We start from the raw sequence: 24,511 nt of genomic DNA, 5'->3' as shown, positions 1-24,511 counted from the left end.
ATGACAACGGTAACCAAGGGCGCGACGGTGGAGATGCACTACCGCCTGATCCTGGACAGCGGCTTTGTCGTGGATGGCACCGATGAGGAGACCATCCGCCTCGAGGTCGGGGCGGGCGAGATCCTGCCGGGGCTGGAGGACCTGCTGGTGGGTCTGGAGCCCGGCGATCACCGGGAATTTGCGATCGAGGCCGGGGCCATGTTCCCGTTGCGGGACAATGCGGCGGTGCAGACGATGCCCCGTTCACAGTTTCCGGCGGACATGCCGCTGCAGAAAGACTACATTTACGAATTCACCAGCCCGTCGGGGGATGCGGTCCCGGGCCGCATCGAAGAGGTCGGCGACGAGAGCGTCACCGTGGACTTCAACCACCCCCTGGCCGGGCAGTCGTTCACCTTCGAGGTGGACGTGGTATCGGTTAGCGAACCTCAGTAGTTCGCGGGAGCCAACATGAGTATGCAGGTCCAGCTCGCCAATCCGCGCGGTTTCTGCGCCGGGGTCGAGCGCGCCATCGAGATCGTCGAGCGCGCGCTGGAGATCTACGGCGCCCCGCTCTATGTCCGTCACGAGGTGGTGCACAACCGACACGTGGTCGGGCGCCTGGAAGGGGCCGGCGTGAAGTTCGTCGAGGAGCTGGACGAGGTCCCTGACGGCCAGGTGGTGATTTTCTCCGCCCACGGCGTGCCCAAGCGCGTGCAGCAGGAGGCGGAAAACCGCGGCCTGACGGTGTTCGACGCGACCTGCCCGCTGGTGACCAAGGTCCACCTCGAGGTGGCGCGCTATGCCCGCGAGGGTCGAGAAGTGGTGCTGATCGGCCACGCCGGCCACCCCGAGGTCGAGGGGACGCTCGGCCAGTTCGATGACTCCCAGGGCGGGCGCATGATGCTGGTCGAGACCGTCAAGGATGTCGCCAGCCTCGAGGTCGCCCACCCCGACCGCCTCGCCTTCGTCAGCCAGACCACGCTGTCGATGGACGACACCGCCGAGATTATCGACGCCCTGACCGCGCGCTTCCCGAAGATCGAGGGTCCGCGCAAGATGGACATCTGCTACGCGACCCAGAACCGCCAGGATGCCGTGAAGGATCTGGCGAAACAGTGCGACCTGCTGCTGGTCGTCGGCTCGAAGAACAGTTCGAACTCCAATCGCCTGGCCGAAATCGGCGCCCGCCTCGGCATCGAGTCCCATCTGGTCGACGGCGCGTCGGACATCGACACCGACTGGCTTCAGGGCAAGCAGCGTATCGGCGTGACCGCCGGCGCCTCCGCCCCCGAGGTCCTGGTCAACGAGGTGCTGGACTTTCTGCGTGCCCAGGGGGTCGAGGCGGTCTCCGAGCTGTCCGGTCGCGAGGAGACCATCACCTTCTCCATTCCCTCCGCCCTGCGCCGCGAATCCGCCTGACCCGGGACCGTTATCGCGGGGCGTGCCGCGCCGTGGCGATTTCCGCATGGGGTCCCAGTGCCGGATCGGCTATGCTCGGCGCTGCACCCCGCTACCCTTCGTGATCCCGAGACACGCATGATGGAACGCCCCCGCTTTCGCCTCAGCATTCGCTGTCCTGACCAGCACGGGATCGTCTCGCGCATCGCGGCGGCCATTGCCGATACCGATGGCTGGATCACCGAGGCTGCGCAGCACACCGACGACGAGGCGGGCTGGTTCTTCATGCGCTGGGTATTCTCGCTGCCGGCCGAAGGCGAGGCCCTGCTCGAGCAGCGGCTGGCCTCCCTGGCACCCGAGCTGCGCATGGACTGGTGGCTGAACAACGCCGACACGCGCCCACGGGTCGTGCTGCTGGCCTCGCGCGAGCCGCATTGCCTGAGTGACCTGCTCGCGCGCTGGAGCGCGGGTGAGCTGGCGATGGAGATCCCCGCGATCCTCTCCAACCACCGCGACCTGGAGCCGCTGGCCACCTGCCACGGCATCCCGTTCGAGCACATCCCGGTGCCGAAGGTCGATCGCGAGGCCGCCTTCGCTGCGCTCCAGGAACGCCTGGCGGCCCTGGCACCGGAGACCATCGTGCTCGCCCGCTATATGCAGATCCTCCCGCCGGGACTGTGCGCGGAATACCCCGAGCGCATCCTCAACATCCACCACAGCTTCCTGCCCTCATTCGTCGGCGCCCGCCCCTATCACCAGGCCTTCGCCCGCGGGGTCAAGCTGATCGGCGCGACCTGCCACTATGTGACCGACGAGCTGGACGCCGGCCCCATCATCGAGCAGGACGTCACCCGCATCCGCCACGACGACGGCGTGCAGGACCTGATCCGCAAGGGACGCGACGTCGAACGCTGGGTCCTCGCGCGCGGCCTGCGTTATCACCTCGAGGGCCGCGTCCTCACCCACGGCAACAAGACCGTCGTCTTCGACTGACGACCGCCGGCCGGACCCTTCCTGTGCCGGTATCCGGCTGTTCAATCCAGCGGCTTGTTCACGAAGATTGAACAGACCCAACGCCGTCCTCTGCACCGCAGCGCCCCCGGCGCGACGCCGGGTGGAAACCTCGCGCGCGGCCGGAAGCCGTGCGGGCCTTCCCACCGACCGAAACGGCCCGGAAGCACTGCAAAACTTGGCACCATGCTCATCAGGGAGCCGGGCCGGAGGCACTGGAAGCATGGTCGCCGGCGTCCCGCGCGGAGGCTGGTCATGCACAATAGCGCCCGGCAAGCCGTATCCAGTCCGGCAACCCACTGAAGGTCGTGCTCGACTGTCCGGCCCTTGAGCCCGCACTCCCAGAGCAAGAGGATCCCCCAGCCGGCATTCAGCGGCGCTTCGCGGGTGCGGCGATCGCGTTCAACGTTGGCGGCGCATCTCCCAAAAGCGCCCGATCTGCTCGGCGCCCGCCGTCAGGGTCGGTTCGTTACGCAACTGGGTGTCCCGGCCCGGGGCACATCGGAACCGATCAACCGGTGCACCTCCTTAACAGCAAATGAGAACCGCCCTTGGTCGCGAGGTAAACCGGCCATGAAGGTGGTCTACTTGCCCCCGCGTATAGTCAAATTGAAGCGCTGCAAAAGAGAGCCCCGCCGGCCGGCTCGGCGAAATGCGGCTCAATGCTCATAGCATTATGGATCGAAAGAAGACTGTTTCAATTCCGACAGCATCGGTCGCTATTGCCACTGAGCACTGACCTTCGGCCAGGATGATCACCAGTAGCCCTTACGGCCATCGCGATCACCCGGTTCGAAGTGGGTGTATGGCCCGACCTGCTCGCCGCCCGAGTAGTCCGCATATCGCTCCAGGCTGCCATCGTCACGGAAGTGATACCGCCGACCCTCAATGCGACCCTCCCGATAGGACTCTTTTCGCCGAACGTAACCGTGCTCGTTCAAGACCCGCCATTCACCAACCCGGTTACCCGCATCATCAAACCGACCCTCGCTAAGCTCCTGGGCCCAACCGTCTCTGTAGCGCCACTCGCCCACCGAAACACCGCGATCGTAGGCCCCCCACTGCAGGCGTTCGCCCGATTTGCTTTCGAGAACCCACTGGCCATGCCGATGCCCCTGATCGTCGTAGCGGCGGGTCAACACGCCCCCTTCTTTCGGCTTCTGCCAGGTCCCCACCCGCTGTCCGTCCAGCCGCTCTCCCCGGGTTTTAACGGCTCCTTCGCCATCGAACAGCCTGATCGAAGCCCAGTTGCCGGTGTAGGTCTCGATCACCTCTTCCACCAGTTCCTGCTCGCTAAACCGGCGAATGCGGCTGCCCGGGCCATGGGGCGTATCCCAGGGTTCCACCTTACGGGTCAATTCACCGCTATCGTCATAACGGCGCTCCACCACAAGACGGCCCTGGTCGTAAAGCCGGAAGGCCACCTTGTCACCGTCTTCGTTATAGCTTCGCCACTCACCTACACGTTGGTCCGCCTCGTACTGCCCCTCCTCGGCGAGTACGCCATTGTCATGGAAACGCTGGTGCTTGCCCTCCCTGTCTCTCGCCTGATAATGGCTCTGGGGCAGGCGCTCGGCCTCATGGTGGTGACCCTCGTTTTGAGCAGCGGGCTGGTCATCGGCAACGGCGAGGGACGGGGCACCGGCAAGAAGGACGGCGGCAAGCAGGACGGCGCCCAGCCGGGTTTGGATGCCATGTTTCATGATCAGGGTTCCCTTCGCCTGCTTGTTCACGGAAGCGGCGGCAGCTCGCTGGTCCAGCGACGGTCGAGGGTTTCATCGCGGGCCACGCGCTGTTCGACACCCACGGCCTCTCCCATCACCCTGATGTAATGCTCCTCCTCCAGGTAGGCTGACAGGCTGGCCTCTGCCAATCCGCCCGCCAGCTCTTCCCGGCCATTGGGCAACACCCCCAGGGCCTCCCCCTGGGCGTCCAGGAAACGGTAATCGGTGAGGAGTGTGCGCATGGCGAGATCCTCATCGAACTCGTCACCAAGAAGCGCGCGCAGGTCCACCATCCAGGGGCGGTCATCCAGAGCGTGCCGGACAGGCACCCATTCGTCGCCGCCGCGGCAACGCAACCTCGACTCGACCTCCAGGTCGTAGAAGTACTGGTGATGTCCATCTTCGGTGCGCAGGATGTAACGCTGCCTGTGCGGCAACTGCACGCCCTCATCACCGGACCACCAGGTGCTCCTCTCCGGCGTCCAGACCAGGGCGCGTCCCTGACCCTGCGCATCGTTCTCCACGGTGAGCCGACAACGGAGCTGCTGATCGCCGCTGAGCACCACATGCAGCTGATTGCTTTCTTCTCCGAAAGGCACCGGCTTACCGCCCGGGTCCGACAGCCGCCCGTCTGCCGAACCGAAGTCCTCTTCGGTCTGGTGGAAGAGAGGCCTGGAGCCGGGGGGTGGGACATCCAGGTCTGCCAGGCGCTGCTCCCGGGTCATGTAACGCAGCGAACGGGTGAAGGCCGGCTCATCCGCATGGCTGTAAACGGGCAAGGTCAGCTGCTCCGGCGGTTCGTCGAAGGCGAGATGGAAGCTGACCCGCTGGTATTCATGGCGTATCGAATCCAGCATCACAGCCTCCTCGAACCCGAACCATTCTGGCAAGGCATCGGGCTCGGTCCTCAGCAGCATTCCTCTTGCACCCGGAGCCGGGCTGATCCACCAGGGATAGAGCTGCCCCGGCCCACCCCAGTAGTCCACCCGGTACTCGCCGGCGGCATCCAGGGCCGTCACCTTGAACCGCGCTCCGCCTGTCTCGACCTCGCGGGTTTCGGCCTCGTCATCAAGGCTTATTTCAACTTCATGTACTGTGACCGGGTGCCAGGCGGCCTCCGCCTGGATTGCCTCGACCGCCTGAAGCCGGTCGGTCATATCCTGCCAGCCCAGCGGATGGAGGGTATGCACGGTGCTCATTCGCCGAGAATCATCGAACCCGTACTGCATCGTCGGCGGCGAGGAATGAACCGCCAGATCCACCTCGTCTCCGTGCTTGTCCAGCAACCGCAGGCCGGAAACCCGCATCTGACCGAACGTCTGGACGCTTTCCGGGTTGATCAGGTGTTCGAGCTTCAGCTGAAGCTCGCGACCGTTGTCGCGGTCGAGCACGCCGATATCGGAGGGCCAAACTTCATCGGCACTGGCCGCTGCGTCCTCTGTGGCAGCGCCATAAGGCTCCCATAGCTCTGCCAACTCCGGCTCGAGGCCGGCATTGTGTCGGGCCAGGTCAAACATTCCTGGCAAGTCATGCTCCCAGCCCTCCGGCACCATGGCCAGGCTTTGCCTGACACGTCCGCTGAACCGGTCCTCTTCCATGTCCGTCTCGGACACGGCGAACAGGCGCTCCATCCATCCGGTCTCCCGGTCGAGCACCATCACGCCAAAGACCCTGTCACCCTGTCGCTCCGCCTCCACCAACACGGTGACGTGACTGTCGGACACCTCCGCAACCGTGACGCCCAGTTCAGGCCATTCGCCCCATCCGTCCATGGTGAGTTCGGCACCCTCCTCCGCCGGCAAGGCGGTAAGGAGCCCGGGCTGCCCAAGCTGCTCCTCCAGATCACCCATGACCTCGGAGATATGGGGATGCTCCTCCTCGAACTGGGCCCAGAGCTCACCGTCGGCGGCCCGGAACCCGGTCATTCGCCCTTCTTCGGGGTCTAGATCCGCCAGGAAGCCTGCAGACATGATGTCCCCAAGCACCGACAGGTCGCGGGAGCCCACCTCAACACTACTGAACAGAGGGCCACGGCCGTCCCCGGCCATGAAGTAGAGCGGGATCGTGCGGATGACCAGACCGGCGTCACCTTCCTCGACCCGGTATCTCACCAGCATCTCGGTCGTTAACTGCTCAGTCTGGTTACCGAACGGTGACTCGACGTCGGCTTCGACCAGCTGGACCACCTGGAAGGTACGCTCGTCGCCGGCATCCGGCTGGAAGCGGACCTTGTCATCATCGAAGGGATTACACGCGGCGAGCAGACCTGCGCACAGCACGGGCAGGGCATAACGGTACTGCATTCGAAGTCCCTTTCAGTTGTCGTTTCAGCACCGCTTGGGTTGCGGCATATTGGTTCGGGCTCCAAATGGTACTCGTAGTGCCATGTGTCAATGCACCGACAAAACCAAGGCTTATTCAGCGCTTTTGAACGGGATCACTTTTTCCGTCCGTGGTGGCACCGCTCTTGGCGCTCCGACACCCGCCAACCCCGTTCATCCTTGCCGAGAACGGGACCTCCTCGGTAAAGGACGCTCCCTGTGGAGACGCACCTGGATGCCGCCAATCGTGATCGTCTGTTCGAGGAGCATGCCAGCCTGCTGGATCGCAAAGACTTCGACTAAGCGGAAGCCGGGGCGCACATCCTCGGTGCGGACCTGGCTTCGCTTATGGCACCGGCGCCCCGGGCCAGTGCCATCGAAATCCTGGCACGGGAGACAGCACCAGACGGACCACTCCAGCTTGCCGGCATCAGCCTTCCGCAACCGGTAAGGCCCACGCCGAACGACCCAGTGGTGTGGGCCGCGACGTGGAACGCTGGGCCCCCGCCCGCGGCCTGCGTTATCACCTCGAGGGCCGCGTCCTCACCCACGGCAACAAGACCGTCGTCTTCGACTGACCGCCTAGTCGGGGCTGAGTCTGGCCCTCCTTCTTGCCGCCGCACGGCTGAGTTATTGCATGCCCGGAAGGCCCGTCGGGCCGTGCTCTGCGCGCTATTCTCTAGAGGGTTGGCAACAGGGCTGGAGGGCGCGGCATGTGGGGATGGGGACACCTTCTTGGGGGCCTTCGATGGCCCGTTCGTTACCGGCGCCCGCGGGCCCCGTTGTGGATGGCGATACCGCTTGCGCTGCTCGCCCTGGTAGTTGGGCCGGGCCCCGCGCTCGCCGATCCGCTGCCCGATACGGCCGAGCGGGTGAAGGCCTCGGTGGTGAGTATCGCGACCTATCAGCCCACCCGCAGCCCGCGCGCCCAGTACCTCGGGACCGGCTTTGTGATCGACGATGGCCGTCTGGTGGTCACCAACGATCATGTCCTGCCCGGGAGTCTGGACCAGGGCAACCGCGAAAGGCTGGTGGTGGTCAGTGGCCAGGGTCGGGACAACACGATCCATCATGCCGAGGTCGTGGCCCGCGCCGCGAGCGATGACCTGGTCCTGCTGCGCATCGCCGCACCCTCCCTTCCCGCGCTGCAACTCGGCAATTCCAGTCGGGTGCGGGTCGGAGAAGAGGTCGCGTTCACCGGCTACCCCATCGGCATGATCCTGGGGCTGTACCCGGCCACGCATCGCGCGGGCATCTCGGCGATGACCCCGATGGCGATCCCGGCGCGCCGTGCCGCGGAGCTGGATGACAGCCGCATACGTGCCCTGCGCAATGCCCCGCCGATGGTCTTCCAGCTGGATGCCACGGCCTACCCGGGCAACAGCGGCAGTCCCCTGTACCGCAAGGACACCGGCGAGGTGATCGGGGTGATCAACCAGGTCTATGTCCAGGGCGGGCGGGAAGCGGCCGTGCGCAATCCGAGCGGGATCACCTACGCCATCCCCTCGGACCGCATTCGTCCCCTGCTGGAACAGTACCGCTCGCGGGCGGGCGATTGATCAGTGTTTCCCTAACCGTGCTGTTCCGGCTGCGGCTGGGCTGTGGCCGTCTCCGGTTTCTCGGCCAGGAAGGCCTTGTGAAACAGGTGTCGCGCCAGCAGGCCGGCCGGCATCTTGAGCCAGTGCCCACGCAGAAACAGCATGCCCCGCGCGACCGCATCGCGGCGGGGGGTCATCGAGCCGGCGCGTGTATGCAGCCCGTGCGCGAACGCCCAGCGGCCAAGGCCCCGCAGGGCAATGCCCGCGCGCGCCCGGGCCAGTCGTTTCACGGGTTCGGCCGGGATCTCGGTCAGCAGTAGTCGGTTCGTGGTCCACAGCGCGCGTTCCGCCATCCAGGCAATGTTCAGGGCCTCGGCCTCCGCAACGAAATGCTCCCAGAAGGCGTCGCCGTCACGGGCGCTGAAGTGGCCGAGCAGCACATGGATGTCGTAGAGGTCGCGCAGGCCCCGGTCCCATTCCGTCTCCGAGAACAGGTGCACGATTGCGTGGAGTACCAGGTGCGCCGGACACAGGATCCGGAAGCGGAAGGGTTCCGGGAGCGCCTCGCTTTGCTGCCGCAGGCGGGCGGGATCGGGATGGCCGCGGAAGGTCTCCGGCAGGATGTTGTGGTGCAGGTCCAGCGTGGTGCCCCGGTGCTGGTGCACCAGTGGAGGCAGTTCGTGCATCCACTCGCGGTAGTAGCGCTGGTCGTAGACATTGTGATGCGTGCCCGACCAGCCCTCGAAGAACAGGAGCTTCTCGGCGCGTTCGACCTCGCTGCGGGGAAAGAGCAGGTCGATGTCGTTGGCCAGCCGTCCACGCGCATTCGGCAGCCCGGCGGCCAGGTAGGCCGCCCCTTTCAGCGCGACACCCGGACTCATCCGCGAGAGCAGCCCGTTGTCCAGGCGGCGCAGTTCCCAGGCCAGGGCCTGCGAGCGGTGCTCGGCGATCAGGGCGGCGCCCCAGAGGTGGCTGGCCACCGGTTCCGGCAGGCCGTCCGCCAGGCCCGCGTCGTCCGCGAGGTGCCAGAGCGTACCCAGCAGGGCGCTCTCGCGCGCGGCCGCTAGTAGCGGGGCCCATTCGGCCGTCGTGCGCTCGGCCATGCTCTCCGGCCGTGCCAGGGCCAGGCGCAGTGCGGTGTCAGCGTCCATCGGCCAGCCTGTTGAACTGCTCTATAGCCTCGTCCAGACGGCTGTAGGAAAAGTCGAAGCATGCGGACTGTTCGACCAGTCGTCCGGCGCTGTGAAAGCCTCGTGCACCGAGGGCGGCGTAATTGAAGGCATTGGCGATCAGCTGCATGAACCCGGAACCCGCCGTGCGCGGTTTCAGCTGGGTAGAGGCTCCTGGCTGGTAGTGCGGGAACACGATCCACCCGGGCCGGGCGGTCTCGTGACTGCGGCGCACGGCATCCGTCGGCGGGCGCATGTGTGCCACGGCGCCCTTCAGCGTGTCCGCGATCGGTGTGCTGAGAACCGCCGAGGGGCAGGCATCGCGGATTACGCGGATCGAGTCGTTTTTCAGGCTGACCGGCCGCGCGGGTCCGGAAACCTCACTGGAGGCCAGGTCCACCAGTACGGACTCGTCCGTCAGCAGGCGCCATCCGTGATGGGCCAGGGCTGCGCAGAGGGTGCTTTTCCCGGAGCCCGGCGGCGCGGGCAGGATCAGGGCCTTCCCGTCGCGTTCCAGGGCGGCCGCGTGCAGCACCAGTCGATGCGGCACCTGGTTGGCGATGCACCAGTTCAGTCCCCATTCGAGCATCGGATAGGCCTGGTGGTAGGCCAGGGGCTTGAAGACGCTGCGACGGTCGGCGAGAAACAGGACCTGGGGCCGATAGAAGCGGCGGTGGGAACGCGGCGCGCGCAGCTCGCAGTGGAAGTCGTAGAAACTCGAGTGGTCGGCTACTTCGAAGTCCCGGTACAGCGACTCGATACCCCGGACCACGCTGGCGATCGGGCTCTGGATGCGGCTGGTGAAGGGGCCAGTGCGCAGATAAAGGCCACGGCCCGTCAGGCTGCGCTGGAGCCGGGCCTGTCCCAGATCTGCGATCCGCATCAGGGGTGTTCCCGGATCAGATCGGCCGTTTGCAGGTTGGACAGCCAGCGCCCCAGTTCGGCCACCGCGTCCTTCTCCGACAGGCCCAGGTGCCGAGCCAGGGTGGCCTCGTCCATCGCCGCGCCCTCGGCCAGACCGTCCATCAGTGCGGCGGCCGCGGGTGTCAGCAGGTGGGTGGTACCGGCCCCGGGGTGAAACACCACGCACTCCTGCCCCAGGGTGCGCTGCTGCAGCCCGTCAGTCCGTTGCCACCTGCGGCGCGACATATTGTTCCCCCTGGGTTCCGGTCATTACGGCGGCCATTACGGAATGAATGGCTCAGGCGGACCCCCAGCTCGGGAGGCCCATGGTGTTCTCCAGGAACCGATACACCTGCTCGGGGTACAGGCGGTCGCCGCCATCGGTCTCGTAGTGGCCATGCTCCAGGGTGTCGGTGACGATGTCCCGGACCAGGCGTTCGGAGAGCGGGTACCCGTTGGTGTATCGGGCATTCAACAGTGCGGCGGTCCCGTAGCGGATCACTTCGCGTTCGGCGGCCCCCTGCACATCCAGCACGAACACCGAAGCGGAGACGGCCCCGATCATGGTGAGATCCCCCTCCTCTTCCTGGAAGCCCCGGCTCACGCCCGGGAAGCCGTAGTTCGAGTCGAACAGGACGCCGGACTCCACCGCCAGCCGCCATTCCGGATGGCTGTGGAAGGAGGCGCTGTTGAACAGCTGACCGCCGCCACGGCCCTGGGCACTTACATTGCGCGAAAGACTGGCATGCGTCGGGTCATAGCCCCCGCTCCAGTAGTCGGGGGAGTGGCCGCCGCAGTCCTGGGGACCATCGTGGCGCGACACATTGCCGGACGCCCAGCCCGAGGGCATGCAGTTCGCACCGGCCGCCTTCAATGGCGAGGCATGCAGGGTCATCAGCAGAGGGGTGGCCCCGAGCATCGCCCGGCTCAGACGCCGCCGATTGTGGCCGTGTGTACCCAGCCCCTCCTGGCGCCGGCTTGAGTCCTGGTTGTCGTTTTGTTCCATCGTGTCCCTCCAGAATTTTCGGGACCGGGCGTTGGTTGGATCGGTATCGCGTCCAGGGAGACGCGGACAATCCAGACTCCTGGTTTGATACTAGTCCGGGTTACCCGGGTCCTCGCATTCCGTCGCGATATTTTTTATTGCCGCACGTATTCGCCGCGACAACCAAAACACAGAGCAATATCTATACCCCAAATCAACAACGATGTAATCGGCTGTTTGGAAGGCTTTTTCTCATACCAAGGGTCCGGCGTGGGCTTTTCTGAGAAGTGATTTGTAAAAGGCGCTGACACTTGTGGTCGTTCGCCAATGCCGGCACGCCCGGTGGCATGAAGGAGTGTCACCTCCTTTTACATTTGCCCTTTGCGTGTACGCAGGATGAACGAGTGACACAACCGCTCCGCGATCCACGGCGATGCCTGCCAAAGGGCCCTCGCCCAGCGGCTCTCGGCCGGGCCCTGGAGCCCGTGCAGCCGGCCCGGAACCAGGGGCAGCCAGTAACACGCCAGAGGCTGCAGGCCGGCGGCCCGCGCGGCTGCCTGCAGCGAGTCGGTGGCCTCGTAGCGCAAATGGGGTGCCTTTCCGGCCCGGACCCGTCGGCGTTCCTGCAGCACGGTGGGCCAGGTCCTGGCGTTCAGCGCATCCACCCAGATCTCGCCGCCGGGGCGCAGCACGCGATGCATCTCCGCGAGTGCTGGGCGTGAGTCGGCCAGCGCCTGCATTACCCCGAAACAGAGCACGCCATCGAACTCGCCATCGGCGAACGGCAGGTGGTGGACATCCGCCGCCAGCCAGTCGATCGACGCGGGGCTGCGCTGTCGCGCCTTGTGCAACGACGGGGCGGAGTAGTCCAGCCCGATCGGGCTGCGCCCTTCGGCCTGCAGCAGCCGGGTATAGGTGCCGGCACCGCAGCCGATATCGAGCCATCGCGTCCCTTCGGGACGGGCCTGCTGCCAGAGCGACTGGAACTGCCGCACCCGGCTGGCCAGCCCGGTGGGCGTCCAGCCCGCGATTGCAGCGTCGTCGTCGCACTGGCTGCCCCGCTGGGTAAAGCGCTGGCGCCAGCGCTGCTCAAAACTGGAGTTCGTCACGCTCGTGTTCCCGCCTGGATGGTTCGCTGATGACTGTAGACCGCTCGGCCGTGACTGGCGCCGAACCGGGTGGCCGGGCCCGGGTGTGGCTCGTGGTACTGGCTTCGGTAGCAAGGCGCGTCAGGAAGTGCAGCGCGGTCGCCATGCCCCAGGCGGCCAATGTGGCCAGGACCAGGCTGGCCGGGTCGGGCCGCAGCCCCACGACCAGCAGCTTGCCACCTTCCATCAGCAGAGCCGCGAGCAGCCCGCCGAGGGCGGCCAGCCACTGCAACTGGCGCGGATGCAGCGGGCGCCGGATCTGCGCCAGCCATATCAGCGCGCCCAGCGGCAGGTACATGGCCACATGCAGTGCCGCACTACGCAGGGCCACGGTCTCGCCGACGAAGTAGTGGTAATAGAACGGCCAGAGATTGAGCTGGGCCCATTGCGCCGAGATGGCCGCCCGGTCCCACTGGTAGGGGCCCAGGTCGTGGTTCAGGGCGAGCAGCGCGACCCCGTAGAGTGGCGTCGCAACGACCAGGAGCGGGATCGCGGCACGCCGCAGGGTCTGCATCACCTGCGGCGGCGAGAGGTACTCGTACAGGAGCATGCCTGTGGCAAATCCGGCGCCCCGCAGCACGGCCGATCGGCCCTCCGCGATCCCCGAGAGCGTGGCAAGATTCAGGGCCTCCAGCAGGATGGCCAGGAGCGCGGCCAGGGTCACCAGCACGGTCCCGTTCGCGGACGGGCGCCGTCCGAGTCCGTACGCGAGCAGGATCCCGACGGGCACACTGGCTACCAGTGTCAGGCCCAGCTCGGAGATACAGCGAAGACCGGACGTACAGGCCCCGGCTGCGACCCACAGGCCCCAGGTGTCGGAGTCGAGGCGCTGACTCCACTCGGCGGTGGACAGGACCAGGTCGAATGGGGCCAGGCCGATCGCGACGTACAGGATCGCATAGGCGATCAGGACGGCAGGCACGGTGACACGGTTTGGGCCTGCGAGCTGGCCTCGCCAGCGCAGCAGCGGCCGGCGCAGTCCCCACCACATCAGGGCCCCGACCACCGCACCGAGGAAATTGCCCGCGATGTCCGCCCCGGCCGGATAGCGATAGGGCAGCCAGATCTGCAGGAACTCCACCGTTGCCGTGGCCGCCAGCCCCAGAAGGGCGACCAGCGCGAGGGCACCCAGGTGCCATACAAGGTGACTGCGGCCATAGGTGAGCCAGGCCATCCAGAAAAAGCCCAGCGGCATGAACATCATGGCATTGGCCATGAACTGGGCGCGCCCGCTGGCGCCGGGTCCCTGCAGGCTCATGTCGCGGTAGAGTGACCACGCCTCCTCCAGACCCATCCCGCCGAACTCGAACGGCAGCAACGTCAGGTAGAGGGCAAATCCCAGGGACAGCCACGCCCCGATGACACAGGTCCACAGGGCCAGTGGTTCGCGTCTGCGTGTCATGGGTTGCCGCGCTCGCACATGGTCTAACCTGACAAGGGGGCATACACCGGAGTATGGCCCCTCCAATCGCCAGAGCGCGGGCTGGTTTCGCAGGCCCCGGGCAGGGAGTGCGGTGATGACGGCAGGGCGGTCAATGTTCCACTCGCTTGTGTCCCGGACATGGGTGCTGGCGGGCGTGATGTTGCTGGCCATGATGACGGCGGGCGCCGACATGCCACGACCGGGCGGGGCGTCCGAGGCCCCCGCAGCCGCGACCCGCGTGCTGCAGACCGACCCGGAGGGATTGCGCCGTGCCGTGCGCCAGCTGCGCCCTGGCGATCATCTTCAGCTCGCCCCGGGCGAATACCCGGAGCCGCTGGTGCTGCGAGGCGTTAGCGGGACGGCCGAGCGGCCAATCGTGATCACCGGCCCGGATTCTGGAGACCCGGCCATCCTCCGCGGTCGTTCGGGCAGCAATACCATTCGCCTGATCAATGCCGCGCACCTGGTGATCCGGCACCTGACCCTGGAGGGGGGCGGGCACAACATTGCCGGGGTCGTGGTCGAGCACGACAGTGAATACGCCCACGACATCACGCTGGAGCACCTGACCATACGCGGCTACGACCGTTCGCAGGGCAACAGCGGCATCACCACCCGTGCCGCCGCCTGGAACTGGACCATCCGCCACAACGACATTCGCGATGTCGGCACCGGCATGTATCTCGGTCGGCCGGATGGTACGGGGCCGTTTGTCGCGGGCCTGATCGAGCACAACTTCATTGGCCGTACCCTGGGCTACAACATGCAGATCAAGCACCAGCGTCCGCGAGCCCCGCGTGCGGGGATGCCGACCGAACCCCATGCCACCATCATCCGTCACAATGTGTTCAGCAAGGCGGAGCGCGCGAGCAGCGGCCATCGCGCGCGGCCCAACCTGCTGGTAGGGCACTTCCCGCCCGAAGGACCCGGGCAGCACGACTGGTACTGGATCTACGGCAACCTCTTCTACCAGAACCCCCACCAGCGCCTCTTTCAGGGCGAAGGCCGTCTGGCCCTGTACAACAACCTGTTTTTCAACGATGCCGGCAGTGCCCTGATCGTGCAGCCGCACAACCACATCCCGAAGGATGTCCTGATCGTCCACAACACCGTGGTCGCACGAGAGTTCGGGATACGACTGGTTCCCGGCGATCGGCGCTATGAACAGGTCATTGCCGGGAATGCGGTCTTCGCCGACCCCGCGATTGATGCCGCGCGCACGGCGCAAACGGAAATCAACCACGAGGCCGGCTTCGAACGGGCTTCGGCCTACCTGGTGCGCCCGCGCGGGCCGCTTGCGGAGCTCGATCTGTTCCCGCTGGAAGGGATGCCGGGGTACGAAGGTTTGCCCGAGTTCCAAAGTCCTCTACCTCCCGGTCTGGGTCGCGACTACAACGACCGCGATCGCAGTCAGCCCCGATTCGGGGCCTACGCGGGCGGCTACGAGGCCAATCCGGGGCGGCGCGAAGGCGTCGGGCCGGCAGCCCGGTAGCGGCCCGCGCGGTCACAGGCGCAGGTCGCTGGCCTCGCGAGGGAAGACCGATTTCACATCGAACAGGACCGCTTGCGGGTGCGCGAGTGCACGGATCGCTTCCACTCCCATGTCCAGGAACGCCTGGTGGGGCACCGCCACGATGATGGCGTCAAACGAGTCCGCCTCGGGAGGCGCGGTGATCGGGGTGATGCCGTATTCGTGCTCGGCCTCCTCCGGGTCGACCCAGGGATCAAACACGACGACCTCCGTGTTGTACCCGCTCAGCGTATGGTAGATGTCCATCACGCGCGTATTGCGCAGGTCCGGGCAGTTTTCCTTGAAGGTCAGGCCCATCAGCAGGATGCGCGCCCCCACCGGATTGATCCCCTTGCGCACCAGCGCCCGGATGGTCGCGTCCGCGATGTGCGCCCCCATCGCGTCATTCACGCGGCGCCCGGCCAGGATCATCTCCGGGTGGTGCCCGACGGCCTGGGCCTTGTGGGTCAGGTAGTACGGGTCCACCCCGATGCAGTGCCCGCCCACCAGGCCGGGCCGGAACGGCAGGAAGTTCCATTTGGTCCCGGCGGCCTGCAGGACCGCTTCCGTATCGAGGCCCAGGCGCTCGAACAGCAGCGCCAGCTCGTTGATCAGGGCGATGTTCACGTCGCGCTGGGTGTTCTCGATCACCTTGGCGGCCTCGGCGACACGGATGCTCTCGGCCTTGTGCGTACCGGCGGTGATGACGCGCGCATACAGGGCGTCGACGAAGTCCGCCACCTCCGGTAGCGAGCCCGAGGTGACCTTCTTGATGGAGGTGACCCGATGCGCCTTGTCCCCGGGGTTGATCCGCTCGGGGCTGTAGCCGGTGAAGAAATCCTCGTTGTGGGTCAGCCCGGATTCCCGTTCCAGGATCGGGACGCAGTCTTCCTCCGTCGCCCCCGGATAGACCGTCGACTCGTAGATCACCACGTCACCGCGCTTGAGCACCTGGCCCACGGTATGGGTGGCCCCGAGCAGGGGGCGCAGGTCCGGTCGGCGGTGGGCATCGATCGGCGTCGGCACGGTCACCACGAACACATTGCACGCGCGCAGCGCCCCGAGTTCCGTGGTGTAGTCCAGCTGCGTCGCGGCAGCGAGATCTTCCGGCTCGACCTCGCGGGTGCGGTCGATGCCGTTCTTCAGGTCCTGGATGCGGCCGGGCTGGATGTCGAATCCCAGGGTCGGCCAGACCCGGCCGAACTCGACCGCCAGCGGCAGCCCGACATAACCCAGTCCGATAACCCCGAGGCGAATCTCTTCCGATGAGGGGAGTGCATGCATGAGTGAGGGCTCTTCCGTGCAGCGAGTTGAGTGGCAGGGCGTCTCACCAGGTCAGTGCCTTTTGCGCCTGGGAAGCCACGGTATTGCGAGCTTAGGCACAACATGGATGGCGGGACAATGATGAAAAATCTGCACAAATTTCGTCCTTTCGTCCTATGCCCATTTCCCTCAATTCGAACTACATTGGGCGCTAATGCCCCAGCCAAACCGGCGTGTCGGGGGGTCGACGGGATCTCTATATGTCTACAGATTCGCAATGCGACATCCTGTGCGTGGTGGGCGCGCGCCCCAACTTCATGAAGATCGGCCCGGTGATGCGGGCCCTGCAGCAAGCCGAGATACCGGCGCAGCTTGTGCACACGGGGCAGCATTACGACCCGGCGATGAACGAGCGCTTCTTTACCGATCTGCAAATCCCGTATCCCGATATCAACCTCGAGGTGGGTTCCTGCTCGCATGCCGTGCAAACGGCCGAGGTGATGATGCGTTTCGAGGGCGTGCTGGACCGTGTGCAGCCTCGCGCCATTCTCGTGGTGGGCGATGTGAACTCCACGATTGCCTGTGCCCTGGTGGCGGCCAAGAAGGGGGTCGGGGTCATCCACGTGGAGGCGGGGTTGCGCAGCTTCGATCGCAGCATGCCGGAGGAGGTGAACCGGGTGCTCACCGACCAGATCTCGGATCTGCTGTTCATCACCGAACGCCACGCCCGCGACAACCTGGCGCGCGAGGGTATCGCCCCCGATCGGGTGCACTTTGTCGGCAACGTGATGATCGATACCCAGCTGTACAACCTGGACCGTGCCGTACCGTGGCAGGAGACCCTGCGGGCGGCCGGGATGGAGGCCGATACGTTTTCCGACAGCGGGGCCTACGGCGTGCTGACCCTGCACCGCCCCTCCAACGTCGATCATGCACCGGTGATGGAGCGTCTGGTCGACAGCCTGGTGACCATCGCCCGGGAGCTCCCGCTGGTATTCCCGCTGCACCCCCGCACCCAGGCCCGTCTGCAAGGTTTCGGGCTGGAGTCTGCGCTGCGCGAGGCACCGATCGCCGTGCTGCCGCCGGCCGGCTATCTGGAGATGCTGGGACTGATGAAGGATGCCCGTGTCGTGCTCACCGACTCCGGCGGTATGCAGGAGGAGACCACCGCCCTCGGGGTGCCCTGCATCACCCTGCGCGAGAACACGGAACGGCCGATCACGATCGATGAAGGTACCAATATTTTAGTAGGCAATGATCCGCAACGACTGATGGAGTCTTTCCGCGAGGTCATGGACCATGGGGGCAAACAGGGGCGCATCCCGGAGTACTGGGACGGCAATGCCGCAGAACGCATCGTGGCCGTCGTGGCTGACTGGCTGAATCACGCAAGAAAATCCTGACCGGTACGTTCGCGCTCCCCCGACCGACGCCCCGAGCGGGTTCAGGAGATCGTGCGCATGCTGCGAGTACCGCTGTCCATGCTGTCGCCGCAAGGCCGGCGCGCACGCCTGACGATCCTCGCCTATCACCGCGTGCTGGCGGACCCCGACCCGCTGCGACCGGAAGACCCGGTGGCCGAGACCTTTCGCTGGCAGATGCGCCTGCTGGCAAGGGAGATGAACCCGCTGCCGCTGGACGAGGCCATCGAGCGCCTGCAGGAAGGCCGGCTCCCCGCCCGGGCCGTAGCGGTCACCTTCGACGATGGTTATGCCGACAACGCGGAGATCGCGTTGCCGATCCTGCGCGAGGAGGGGGTGCCGGCAACGTTCTTTGTCGCCACCGGCTATCTGAATGGCGGCTGCATGTTCAACGACATGCTGATCGAAACGGTTCGCCGGATTCCCTCCATGGCAGTGGACCTGGCCCCGGAGGGACTGGGCACGCGTCCACTGGAGTCCATGGCGCAGCGCCGCGCCACGATCCACGCCCTGATCGGGGCCCTCAAATATCGGCCGCTGGCCGAACGCAGCCGTCGCGCCGAGGCGTTGGGCGCGCGCTTCCACATCATGCCCCCCGGCGACCTGATGATGACCGATGACCAGGTTCGCGAGCTGGCCGATGCCGGCATGGGGATCGGCGGGCACACGGTCCTGCACCCGATTCTGGCGGAGACCGATGCGGAGACCGCGCAGCAGGAAATTGCGGAGGGCAAGGCCGAACTCGAGGCCCTGGTGGGGCGTCCCGTGCGCCTGTTTGCCTATCCCAACGGTCGTCCCGGCAAGGACTATGCGCCGGAGCATGTCGAGATGGTGCGTGCCAGTGGGTTCGACGCCGCCGTATCAACCATGGCCGGTGCCGCCGGCCGCGACACGGATCCGCTGCAACTCCCGCGTTTTACCCCCTGGGATCGAACACCTCTGCGCTTTGGCCTGCGGCTTGCGCGCAATCTGGCTTCAGCCCACTGAAGGTGCGAACACGATGACGACCCGCGTCCATTTGACCGTTGATACCGAGTTCAGCATCGCCGGGGCCTTTCGCGAGCCGCAAACCCACCAACCGGTCGGGCCGCCGTCGGTCTACTGCCATCGTAACGGGCGCTCGGAGGGTCTTGGTTATCTGCTGGACACCCTCGACCGGTATGCGATTCGTGCCACCTTCTTTGTCGAGACGCTGAACACGATTTATTTCGGCGACGAGCCGATGGGCGAGATCGCCCACGCGATCGCCGGCCGCGGGCACGATATCCAGCTCCACCTGCACCCCTGCTGGACGTACTTCGGACACCCGGACTGGGTTCAGCGGCTGCAAACCGACCCGCCGAACGACAATGTCACCCGGCGCAGCGTCGAGGAACTGGCCGACCTGATCGAACAGGGAAGGGCGACGTTCCGCCGCTGGGGGCTGGATGCCCCCAGCGTGCTGCGTACCGGCGGGCTCAAGGTCGACCTGAAGGTCTACGCTGCCATGCGGCAGGCCGGGCTCCCCCGGGCCTCCAATATCGGGCTCGCGATCTATCCGCCGGCCGAGCCGGAGCTGCAGTTGCGGGGCGGCTGCCATGTGATCGACGGGGTACTCGAGTTCCCGGTGACCACCTACACCGATTTCCAGTGGGGGCCGCGGACCCATCTGAAGTCGCTCACCATTACCGGCACCTCCTGGCCGGAGATGCGCAGGCTGCTGTTCCAGGCCCGGCGCCAGGGGCTTAGCGACGTGGTCGTGCTGACCCACCCGTTCGAGTTCGTGCGCTATCGGGACGATCAGCCGACACCCGGCATCAATCCGCTGACCCGCCGCCGCCTGGGGCGACTGTGCCGATTCCTGCGGTCGGAACCAGGATTCACCCCGGCCTGCATGGCTGACGTGCTGGCCACGCCCACGCCTCGGGAGGCGACGCCCATGCTCACCGTCCCCGCAGCCCAGGCGGCACTGCGCGCCCTGGAGAACTGGACCAGTCAGCGGGTGTTCTGGGGATGAAAGCCGACCATCCAATGGCCGGACATTCGGTGGCCCGCTATCCGGTCGAGCGGGTCCGTCTCGCCCTGCGCATCGGCGAGATCACGCTGGGCGACGTCTCGCTGCGAATGTCGGTCGACAACCGCCATTTCCTGCAGCGCCCGGCGGCCCAGGCACCGTACGCCGGGGATGCCGTCGCCGATGGCCACCTGGCCCGCTCGCAGCCCGTCGAGGGGCCGTTGCCGCGGCTGTCGTGGGTGGCGGGCTATCTGCGCTACGTCCCCAGCCAGTACATGCGCCACTACATCGATCTCGACATGGGCTGGGCGGGTTATCAGGCGAAGTTCTCCTCCAAGTCCCGCCAGACGATGCGGCGCAAGGTGCGCAAGTTCGCCGATGCCTCCGGGGGCACGATCGACTGGCGCACCTATCGCACACCGGAGGAGATCGAGACCTTTCGCAGCCTCGCGCGCGAGGTCTCGCGGCTGACCTACCAGGAGCGCCTGCTGAACGCCGGCCTCCCGGACGATGACGCGTTCGCCGAGCGCAGCGCGCGGCTGGCCGCCGCCGACCAGGTGCGGGCCTACCTCCTGTTCCTGAATGACGAGCCGGTGGCCTATCTGTATTGCCCGGCCCGCGACTCGGCCCTGCTCTACGCCTACCTGGGCTACCACCCGAAGGTGGCCGCCCTGTCGCCGGGCACGGTACTGCAATGGCTGATGCTGGAATCCCTGTTCCAGGAGGGTCGGTTTCGCTATTTCGATTTCGCCCCGGGCGACAGTCCGCACAAGGCCCTGTTCGGCTCCGCCCACCAGCTGTGTGCGGATGTCTATTACCTGCGGCGTCGCCCGCGCCCGCTCGCCCTGGGTCTTGCCCATGCCGCTACCACGCTGGGTTCGGACGCCGTCTCCGCGGCTCTGTCCCGGCTCGGCCTCAAGCAATCGCTGAAGCGTTTCCTGCGCCGCGGCGGTTCCGGCCGGCCCACGGAGCGCAATCGGGAGGTGATCAAGAAATGACCCTGAAACGTCATTTGCGCGAGGTCTATATCTGCGCCAGGCGTTACTACCTGGCGGTATCGCAACCAACCCCGGACGCCCCGCGCGTCACGACCCGGCTGCACGGTGTCCTCAAGGCTCGCCTCTGGCACGGAATCAGTCCGCGCTATTACTCCGTCTTCCGCCTGGCAGCAGTCGATCCCGCGCGGTGGGACGACTACGTGATCGACAACGATCACTATCGAGACCGCTTCCGCGCTTGTAGCGCTGAACAGTACCGGCGCATCCTCAACCACAAGAGCCTGTTTTCTGAACACTGCCAGCGCCATGGTCTGCTCACCCCGGCGTTGCGGGCCATTATCCCGACGAGTGCAGCCATGCCGGGAGCTGATGGTCTCGATACTTCCGGGCCGGTTACGCCAACTGTCCAGCACTGGCTGGAGTGCCTTGGCGATTGCAACGATGACCTGTTTATCAAGACCGATGACGGCTCGTATGGTGATGGGGCGTTGTTAGCCACTCGGCGGGGCGATCGCTGGGAATACTGCGGTAGGGCCACGCCGCTCAGCGGCCTGTTCCATTACATCAGGGAGCGCGCCAACCAGAGGCGCAGCCCCTACATCGCCCAGTCACGCATCCATATCCATCACGGGCTCCGGCATCTGATGTCGCCCACGGCCGTGGGCTGTGTGCGGATCGTGACCTACATGAAGGATGGCGAGGCCCATGTCTTTCGTTCGGAGATCAAGCTGACCGCAGGGGAGGGAGATATCGACAACTTCATGCTGGGGACCACTGGCAATGTAGTTGCGGCAGTGGACATTGATAGTGGTCGAATGTCGGTTGGCTATGCCTCGCGCAGTCCTGCCTGGCCGGTCATTCAGCCGGTGTCCGAGCATCCGGACACGGGCAGGCGCATCGAAGGTACCCGGTTGCCGTTGTGGGAGGACGTCAAGTCACTCGCGCTGCAGGCCCAGCGCAGCCTGCCCAAGGTCAAGACGATTGGCTGGGATATCGCGATCACTCCCGAGGGACCAATGATCGTCGAGGGCAATACGACCTATGGGCTGGCCAGTCTTCAGGTCGCGCACCAGCGCGGGTTCAAGCAGGAAATGGAGCAGATCTTTCGTGGGTAACATTCTTCCGCCCGATCAAGATCGGGAGCTGATCAAGAAATGACGTTGAAAGCCATATCCTCCGCAAGGCCCACACGTATGCGCCATGAGGTGGTAACAAGTACCGACTGACACGTCCTTTGTGGGGCGCAAGTAGCCTCGGTTCTTCCGACTGATAACGATGCCACCCTTGCTGAACGTGGGCGGTTAGAGGGTGGGTGGGCACTCGATAGTGCCTTGCCTATGCCTACGGCGGCGCGAGCAAATCCGTTCAAAGTCTCCCGCTCCCACGCGAGATGCTGCGGCGCAGAGACGAAAGGAGGCGTGGCCCTCGGGAACGCCCCCATCGTCTGCGTACCAGGTGTAGCACTGCCAGCGGCAGTGGTCTCAACCTCGTGGGGAAGGCGGCCCCATAGGCCCTCAGTTGGTCGCGGATTGCGTCGGAGAGATATCCATCTCCGTGAACCTGGACGGAAGGGAGGCCCCAGTCGGCATTAGCCTCCACAATGACCGGTCCGTCGACAGTCAGAGCGATATCCCAACCAATCGACCGTGCCCCGGAGAATATCCGCGCCGCGTGTTCACATAGTTCCAGGGTGGCATTCCACTCGGGAATCCGAAGGCCTTCGAACGGAGCTCCTGTTTCTGGATGGGACGCGCTCCATTCGCCCCCGAACTCGGCCTTCCGAACACCCTTGCCAAGCTGCCCCGTGCTGGGGTCAACCCGGATCGACAGCCCACCCTTGTCCCAGTTATCGGTCGCGTTGTCGCCGCAACCGACCCTTAGAATGGAATGGTGTATGTGGACGTTGCCTTCGGTATCCATGAAGGTCACGATCCGCAAGGTATTGACGCTGCTGGGATTGAGTTCAGCCAGAAACGGGTGTTGCCGCAAGAACTCTTGAATAATCCAGCCGGGATAGCGGTTCGTATGGACGTCGAACACATCTTCGGCGAGACCGGCGGCAAATTCCGTAACCAGTACGGTCCGACCATCATACTCAACATCCTGCATGCCATCCGCCCGCCTCCGGATGGTCGCTTTCATAATGCTGTCCCCGCGCCATCCGCCGCGCGGCTTGAAGATCAGTTCTGCTACATCGCTAGCGCGCAGCAACGCACCCAGGTCCTCTGGGTTCCGCAATGGGTCACCGCTGGCAGTTAGGCCTACAACCGGATGGTAGAGCCCCAGGGTCTGCGGCACGGGTACCGCCAGCGCGGAAAGGACCTGATGCGTCATCCACTTGTCGTCAAGGAGGTGCTTCTCGTAGCCAATATTGATGCAGGGGTGGTAACGGCGGTGATTCTCCTCAAATGACAGGTAGCGCATGGCCAGCTGGGGATTTCCAAGGTTCTCAAACCCGTACAAGGAGTATTCCCGGCGGGTGAATCCGCTACCCAATATCCGTGTTTTATCTATGTTCACAGGGCTATCTCCATTAACTGTCCGGGCAGCGTGCGCTGGGCCCAGTCAGAATGTTCAAGTCTTGTCGGTTGGCTCCGCCTTGCCCATTAAATTTGATTCGTCTCAGACATGTTCAGCATGCGCCGTCAACGCATTAGAAAAGGTCGGGGGTCGCTCATCGCCTGCCACAGGCCGCGCAGGTTGTACGGGGCGATTCCTCGCCACTGGCCGGGTTTCCAGAGCAGGTGTTTAATCAGGTGGCTGTGCAGGTGGTAGGCGCCGGCTACGGGGGAGGGCTGTACAGCCGAGCCACCCGCGGCGAGCGCAAAACCCGCCTCGACGAAATTGATCCCTGCCCACAGCGAGGCCTGCAGGGTGTACCAGAAGCGCGGATTGCACTCGAGTACGCGAACCTCCCCGGTCGATTCGTCCACGCGCAGGTCGATATTCGCCACGCCGGTATAGTGCGCCGCCCGGACGATCCGGCGACCGATCTCCAGCAGCCGCTCGTCGGTGAAGAATTCCAGTGAACAGGGATTCCGGCGCGATTGCAGGAGATGGCAGACCACGTCCCCATTCCGGGCCAACAGGCTCAGGTCCGCGTCGAATCCGGGCACATATTCCTGCACCACCAGTGGGAATTGGGCATGGCGTCCACCTCTCTCCAGGTGGGCCTCGATGTCATCGAGCCGCTTCGCCTGAAGGATTCCATGGCTGGATTCGCCGTACAGCGGTTTGACCACGACTGGGAACGCCATCCCGGCATCCTGCAGGTGCTCCAGGTCTTCGGGGCCTTCCAGGCGCAGTGCCCTTGGACACGGGATTCCATGGGTCTCCATGAAACGTTGAAAGGTCCATTTGTCGTCCAGCATGCCCAGCACCTCCAGGCTGCTGGAGGGAAAGGCCGTCACGCCCGGCAGGCGCGGTGCAAGCGCGTGGACTACGCCGGCCCCCAGGATGTCGGCCCCGACCATCCCGTCGATCCGGTTTTGTGTGCAGTAGTCGCGCAGGTGGTCGCCAAAGGCTTCCAGGGTTTCCGGCTGGGTGTCCGGCAGGGGCATGCGCTGGTAGCGATCGCGGTACCGGGAGTGACGGGCGGCCCCCGGGGACTTGAGCTCCAGCAGGTGGATCTCGGCGGCGATGCGCTGCAGGCAGTACAGCACTTTCAGGGCAAGCGGCGAACCGTCGGAGAGCACCGCGACGCGCTGCGGCATGGGGCTTTCGG

At 65.4% G+C, this 24,511-nt stretch carries 21 protein-coding genes and 1 pseudogene; 11 read left to right on the top strand and 11 right to left on the bottom strand.

The window, feature by feature from the left end:
* The 3 genes from F467_RS0101880 to purU all read left to right on the top strand — a co-directional run bounded on the left by F467_RS0101880 (position 1) and on the right by purU (position 2,373).
* The gene (locus tag F467_RS0101880; RefSeq protein WP_018139548.1) at positions 1 to 435 is read left to right on the top strand and encodes a peptidylprolyl isomerase; all 435 of its coding nucleotides are present in this window, start codon (positions 1 to 3) and stop codon (positions 433 to 435) included.
* A gap of 15 nt (positions 436 to 450) precedes the next feature.
* The gene (ispH, locus tag F467_RS0101875) at positions 451 to 1,401 is read left to right on the top strand and encodes a 4-hydroxy-3-methylbut-2-enyl diphosphate reductase (protein ID WP_020404940.1); all 951 of its coding nucleotides are present in this window, start codon (positions 451 to 453) and stop codon (positions 1,399 to 1,401) included.
* Between the two features lie 117 nt (positions 1,402 to 1,518).
* Complete coding sequence (purU, locus tag F467_RS0101870) at positions 1,519 to 2,373, top strand: formyltetrahydrofolate deformylase (RefSeq protein ID WP_018139546.1); 855 nt, start codon at positions 1,519 to 1,521, stop codon at positions 2,371 to 2,373.
* A 773-nt stretch (positions 2,374 to 3,146) separates the two neighbouring features.
* On the opposite strand, the gene F467_RS0101865 is transcribed toward purU, so the two are convergent.
* Together F467_RS0101865 and F467_RS0101860 are read right to left on the bottom strand one after the other, a co-directional pair.
* On the bottom strand, positions 3,147 to 4,124 hold the full coding sequence (locus tag F467_RS0101865; protein WP_018139545.1) for a toxin-antitoxin system YwqK family antitoxin: 978 nt from the start codon (positions 4,122 to 4,124) through the stop codon (positions 3,147 to 3,149).
* On the bottom strand, positions 4,121 to 6,418 hold the full coding sequence (locus F467_RS0101860) for a hypothetical protein (protein WP_018139544.1): 2,298 nt from the start codon (positions 6,416 to 6,418) through the stop codon (positions 4,121 to 4,123). The genes F467_RS0101865 and F467_RS0101860 overlap by 4 nt, the downstream gene beginning before the upstream one ends.
* A 497-nt stretch (positions 6,419 to 6,915) precedes the next feature.
* On the opposite strand from F467_RS0101860, the pseudogene F467_RS13655 reads away from it, so the two are divergent.
* Both F467_RS13655 and F467_RS0101845 read left to right on the top strand, forming a co-directional pair.
* Positions 6,916 to 7,014: pseudogene (locus F467_RS13655) on the top strand (formyltetrahydrofolate deformylase); the annotation flags it as partial.
* 210 nt (positions 7,015 to 7,224) lie between these two features.
* Positions 7,225 to 7,995 (top strand): S1C family serine protease, encoded by a 771-nt coding sequence (locus F467_RS0101845; protein WP_018139542.1) that lies wholly within the window; start codon positions 7,225 to 7,227, stop codon positions 7,993 to 7,995.
* A gap of 11 nt (positions 7,996 to 8,006) precedes the next feature.
* Here F467_RS0101845 and F467_RS0101840 read toward each other — a convergent pair whose 3' ends face one another.
* The 6 genes from F467_RS0101840 to F467_RS0101815 form a co-directional block, all read right to left on the bottom strand.
* Entirely contained in the window at positions 8,007 to 9,125 is a 1,119-nt protein-coding gene (locus F467_RS0101840; RefSeq protein WP_018139541.1) for a nucleotidyltransferase family protein, read from the bottom strand.
* Positions 9,115 to 10,026: an HprK-related kinase A gene (locus F467_RS0101835; RefSeq protein ID WP_018139540.1), complete on the bottom strand. Its 912-nt coding sequence runs from the start codon at positions 10,024 to 10,026 to the stop codon at positions 9,115 to 9,117. Before F467_RS0101835 ends, F467_RS0101840 begins: the two co-directional genes overlap by 11 nt.
* The gene (locus tag F467_RS0101830; RefSeq protein WP_018139539.1) at positions 10,026 to 10,292 is read right to left on the bottom strand and encodes an HPr-rel-A system PqqD family peptide chaperone; all 267 of its coding nucleotides are present in this window, start codon (positions 10,290 to 10,292) and stop codon (positions 10,026 to 10,028) included. The genes F467_RS0101835 and F467_RS0101830 overlap by 1 nt, the downstream gene beginning before the upstream one ends.
* Before the next feature lie 52 nt (positions 10,293 to 10,344).
* Complete coding sequence (locus F467_RS0101825; RefSeq protein ID WP_018139538.1) at positions 10,345 to 11,052, bottom strand: hypothetical protein; 708 nt, start codon at positions 11,050 to 11,052, stop codon at positions 10,345 to 10,347.
* A gap of 347 nt (positions 11,053 to 11,399) precedes the next feature.
* A complete protein-coding gene (locus F467_RS0101820; RefSeq protein ID WP_018139537.1) occupies positions 11,400 to 12,140 on the bottom strand; it encodes a class I SAM-dependent methyltransferase in 741 nt (246 codons plus the stop codon).
* Complete coding sequence (locus tag F467_RS0101815; RefSeq protein WP_018139536.1) at positions 12,121 to 13,581, bottom strand: VanZ family protein; 1,461 nt, start codon at positions 13,579 to 13,581, stop codon at positions 12,121 to 12,123. Before F467_RS0101815 ends, F467_RS0101820 begins: the two co-directional genes overlap by 20 nt.
* 133 nt (positions 13,582 to 13,714) lie before the next feature.
* Here F467_RS0101815 and F467_RS0101810 point away from each other — a divergent pair, with 133 nt between their 5' ends.
* Entirely contained in the window at positions 13,715 to 15,094 is a 1,380-nt protein-coding gene (locus F467_RS0101810; protein ID WP_018139535.1) for a hypothetical protein, read from the top strand.
* Positions 15,095 to 15,106: 12 nt separating this feature from the next.
* Here the strand turns inward: F467_RS0101810 and tviB are convergent, their stop codons facing one another.
* The gene (gene tviB, locus F467_RS0101805; protein WP_018139534.1) at positions 15,107 to 16,396 is read right to left on the bottom strand and encodes a Vi polysaccharide biosynthesis UDP-N-acetylglucosamine C-6 dehydrogenase TviB; all 1,290 of its coding nucleotides are present in this window, start codon (positions 16,394 to 16,396) and stop codon (positions 15,107 to 15,109) included.
* Positions 16,397 to 16,635: 239 nt separating this feature from the next.
* Here tviB and wecB point away from each other — a divergent pair, with 239 nt between their 5' ends.
* From wecB to F467_RS0101780, 5 genes are read left to right on the top strand one after another with little or no spacing between them, the layout of a single operon-like run.
* Complete coding sequence (wecB, locus tag F467_RS0101800; protein WP_018139533.1) at positions 16,636 to 17,778, top strand: non-hydrolyzing UDP-N-acetylglucosamine 2-epimerase; 1,143 nt, start codon at positions 16,636 to 16,638, stop codon at positions 17,776 to 17,778.
* 57 nt (positions 17,779 to 17,835) lie between these two features.
* Complete coding sequence (locus tag F467_RS0101795) at positions 17,836 to 18,783, top strand: polysaccharide deacetylase family protein (RefSeq protein ID WP_018139532.1); 948 nt, start codon at positions 17,836 to 17,838, stop codon at positions 18,781 to 18,783.
* Positions 18,784 to 18,796: 13 nt separating this feature from the next.
* Complete coding sequence (locus F467_RS0101790) at positions 18,797 to 19,792, top strand: polysaccharide deacetylase family protein (protein WP_018139531.1); 996 nt, start codon at positions 18,797 to 18,799, stop codon at positions 19,790 to 19,792.
* Positions 19,789 to 20,787: a GNAT family N-acetyltransferase gene (locus tag F467_RS0101785; protein WP_018139530.1), complete on the top strand. Its 999-nt coding sequence runs from the start codon at positions 19,789 to 19,791 to the stop codon at positions 20,785 to 20,787. Before F467_RS0101790 ends, F467_RS0101785 begins: the two co-directional genes overlap by 4 nt.
* The gene (locus F467_RS0101780; protein WP_018139529.1) at positions 20,784 to 21,902 is read left to right on the top strand and encodes a sugar-transfer associated ATP-grasp domain-containing protein; all 1,119 of its coding nucleotides are present in this window, start codon (positions 20,784 to 20,786) and stop codon (positions 21,900 to 21,902) included. The genes F467_RS0101785 and F467_RS0101780 overlap by 4 nt, the downstream gene beginning before the upstream one ends.
* A gap of 250 nt (positions 21,903 to 22,152) precedes the next feature.
* Here the strand turns inward: F467_RS0101780 and F467_RS0101775 are convergent, their stop codons facing one another.
* Both F467_RS0101775 and F467_RS0101770 read right to left on the bottom strand, forming a co-directional pair.
* Positions 22,153 to 23,307 carry a sugar-transfer associated ATP-grasp domain-containing protein gene (locus F467_RS0101775; RefSeq protein ID WP_018139528.1) on the bottom strand — a complete coding sequence of 385 codons (1,155 nt, stop codon included), beginning with the start codon at positions 23,305 to 23,307 and terminating at the stop codon, positions 22,153 to 22,155.
* Between the two features lie 125 nt (positions 23,308 to 23,432).
* Positions 23,433 to 24,500, bottom strand: coding sequence for an ATP-grasp domain-containing protein (locus F467_RS0101770; protein WP_018139527.1), 1,068 nt, complete (start codon positions 24,498 to 24,500; stop codon positions 23,433 to 23,435).
* Positions 24,501 to 24,511: the final 11 nt, after the last annotated feature.

Source organism: Thioalkalivibrio sp. ALJ12 (assembly GCF_000378305.1).
Taxonomy (GTDB): domain Bacteria; phylum Pseudomonadota; class Gammaproteobacteria; order Ectothiorhodospirales; family Ectothiorhodospiraceae; genus Thioalkalivibrio.
This window is presented reverse-complemented; position numbering and strand designations above follow the sequence as displayed.

Coding starts and splice junctions, on each gene's coding strand:
- F467_RS0101880 (WP_018139548.1), top strand. CDS start 1: ATGACAACGGTAACCAAGGGCGCGACGGTGGAGATGCACTACCGCCTG.
- ispH (WP_020404940.1), top strand. CDS start 451: ATGAGTATGCAGGTCCAGCTCGCCAATCCGCGCGGTTTCTGCGCCGGG.
- purU (WP_018139546.1), top strand. CDS start 1,519: ATGATGGAACGCCCCCGCTTTCGCCTCAGCATTCGCTGTCCTGACCAG.
- F467_RS0101860 (WP_018139544.1), bottom strand. CDS start 6,418: ATGCAGTACCGTTATGCCCTGCCCGTGCTGTGCGCAGGTCTGCTCGCC.
- F467_RS0101845 (WP_018139542.1), top strand. CDS start 7,225: ATGGCGATACCGCTTGCGCTGCTCGCCCTGGTAGTTGGGCCGGGCCCC.
- F467_RS0101840 (WP_018139541.1), bottom strand. CDS start 9,125: ATGGACGCTGACACCGCACTGCGCCTGGCCCTGGCACGGCCGGAGAGC.
- F467_RS0101835 (WP_018139540.1), bottom strand. CDS start 10,026: ATGCGGATCGCAGATCTGGGACAGGCCCGGCTCCAGCGCAGCCTGACG.
- F467_RS0101830 (WP_018139539.1), bottom strand. CDS start 10,292: ATGTCGCGCCGCAGGTGGCAACGGACTGACGGGCTGCAGCAGCGCACC.
- F467_RS0101825 (WP_018139538.1), bottom strand. CDS start 11,052: ATGGAACAAAACGACAACCAGGACTCAAGCCGGCGCCAGGAGGGGCTG.
- F467_RS0101815 (WP_018139536.1), bottom strand. CDS start 13,581: ATGACACGCAGACGCGAACCACTGGCCCTGTGGACCTGTGTCATCGGG.
- F467_RS0101810 (WP_018139535.1), top strand. CDS start 13,715: ATGTTCCACTCGCTTGTGTCCCGGACATGGGTGCTGGCGGGCGTGATG.
- tviB (WP_018139534.1), bottom strand. CDS start 16,396: ATGCATGCACTCCCCTCATCGGAAGAGATTCGCCTCGGGGTTATCGGA.
- wecB (WP_018139533.1), top strand. CDS start 16,636: ATGTCTACAGATTCGCAATGCGACATCCTGTGCGTGGTGGGCGCGCGC.
- F467_RS0101795 (WP_018139532.1), top strand. CDS start 17,836: ATGCTGCGAGTACCGCTGTCCATGCTGTCGCCGCAAGGCCGGCGCGCA.
- F467_RS0101790 (WP_018139531.1), top strand. CDS start 18,797: ATGACGACCCGCGTCCATTTGACCGTTGATACCGAGTTCAGCATCGCC.
- F467_RS0101785 (WP_018139530.1), top strand. CDS start 19,789: ATGAAAGCCGACCATCCAATGGCCGGACATTCGGTGGCCCGCTATCCG.
- F467_RS0101780 (WP_018139529.1), top strand. CDS start 20,784: ATGACCCTGAAACGTCATTTGCGCGAGGTCTATATCTGCGCCAGGCGT.
- F467_RS0101770 (WP_018139527.1), bottom strand. CDS start 24,500: ATGCCGCAGCGCGTCGCGGTGCTCTCCGACGGTTCGCCGCTTGCCCTG.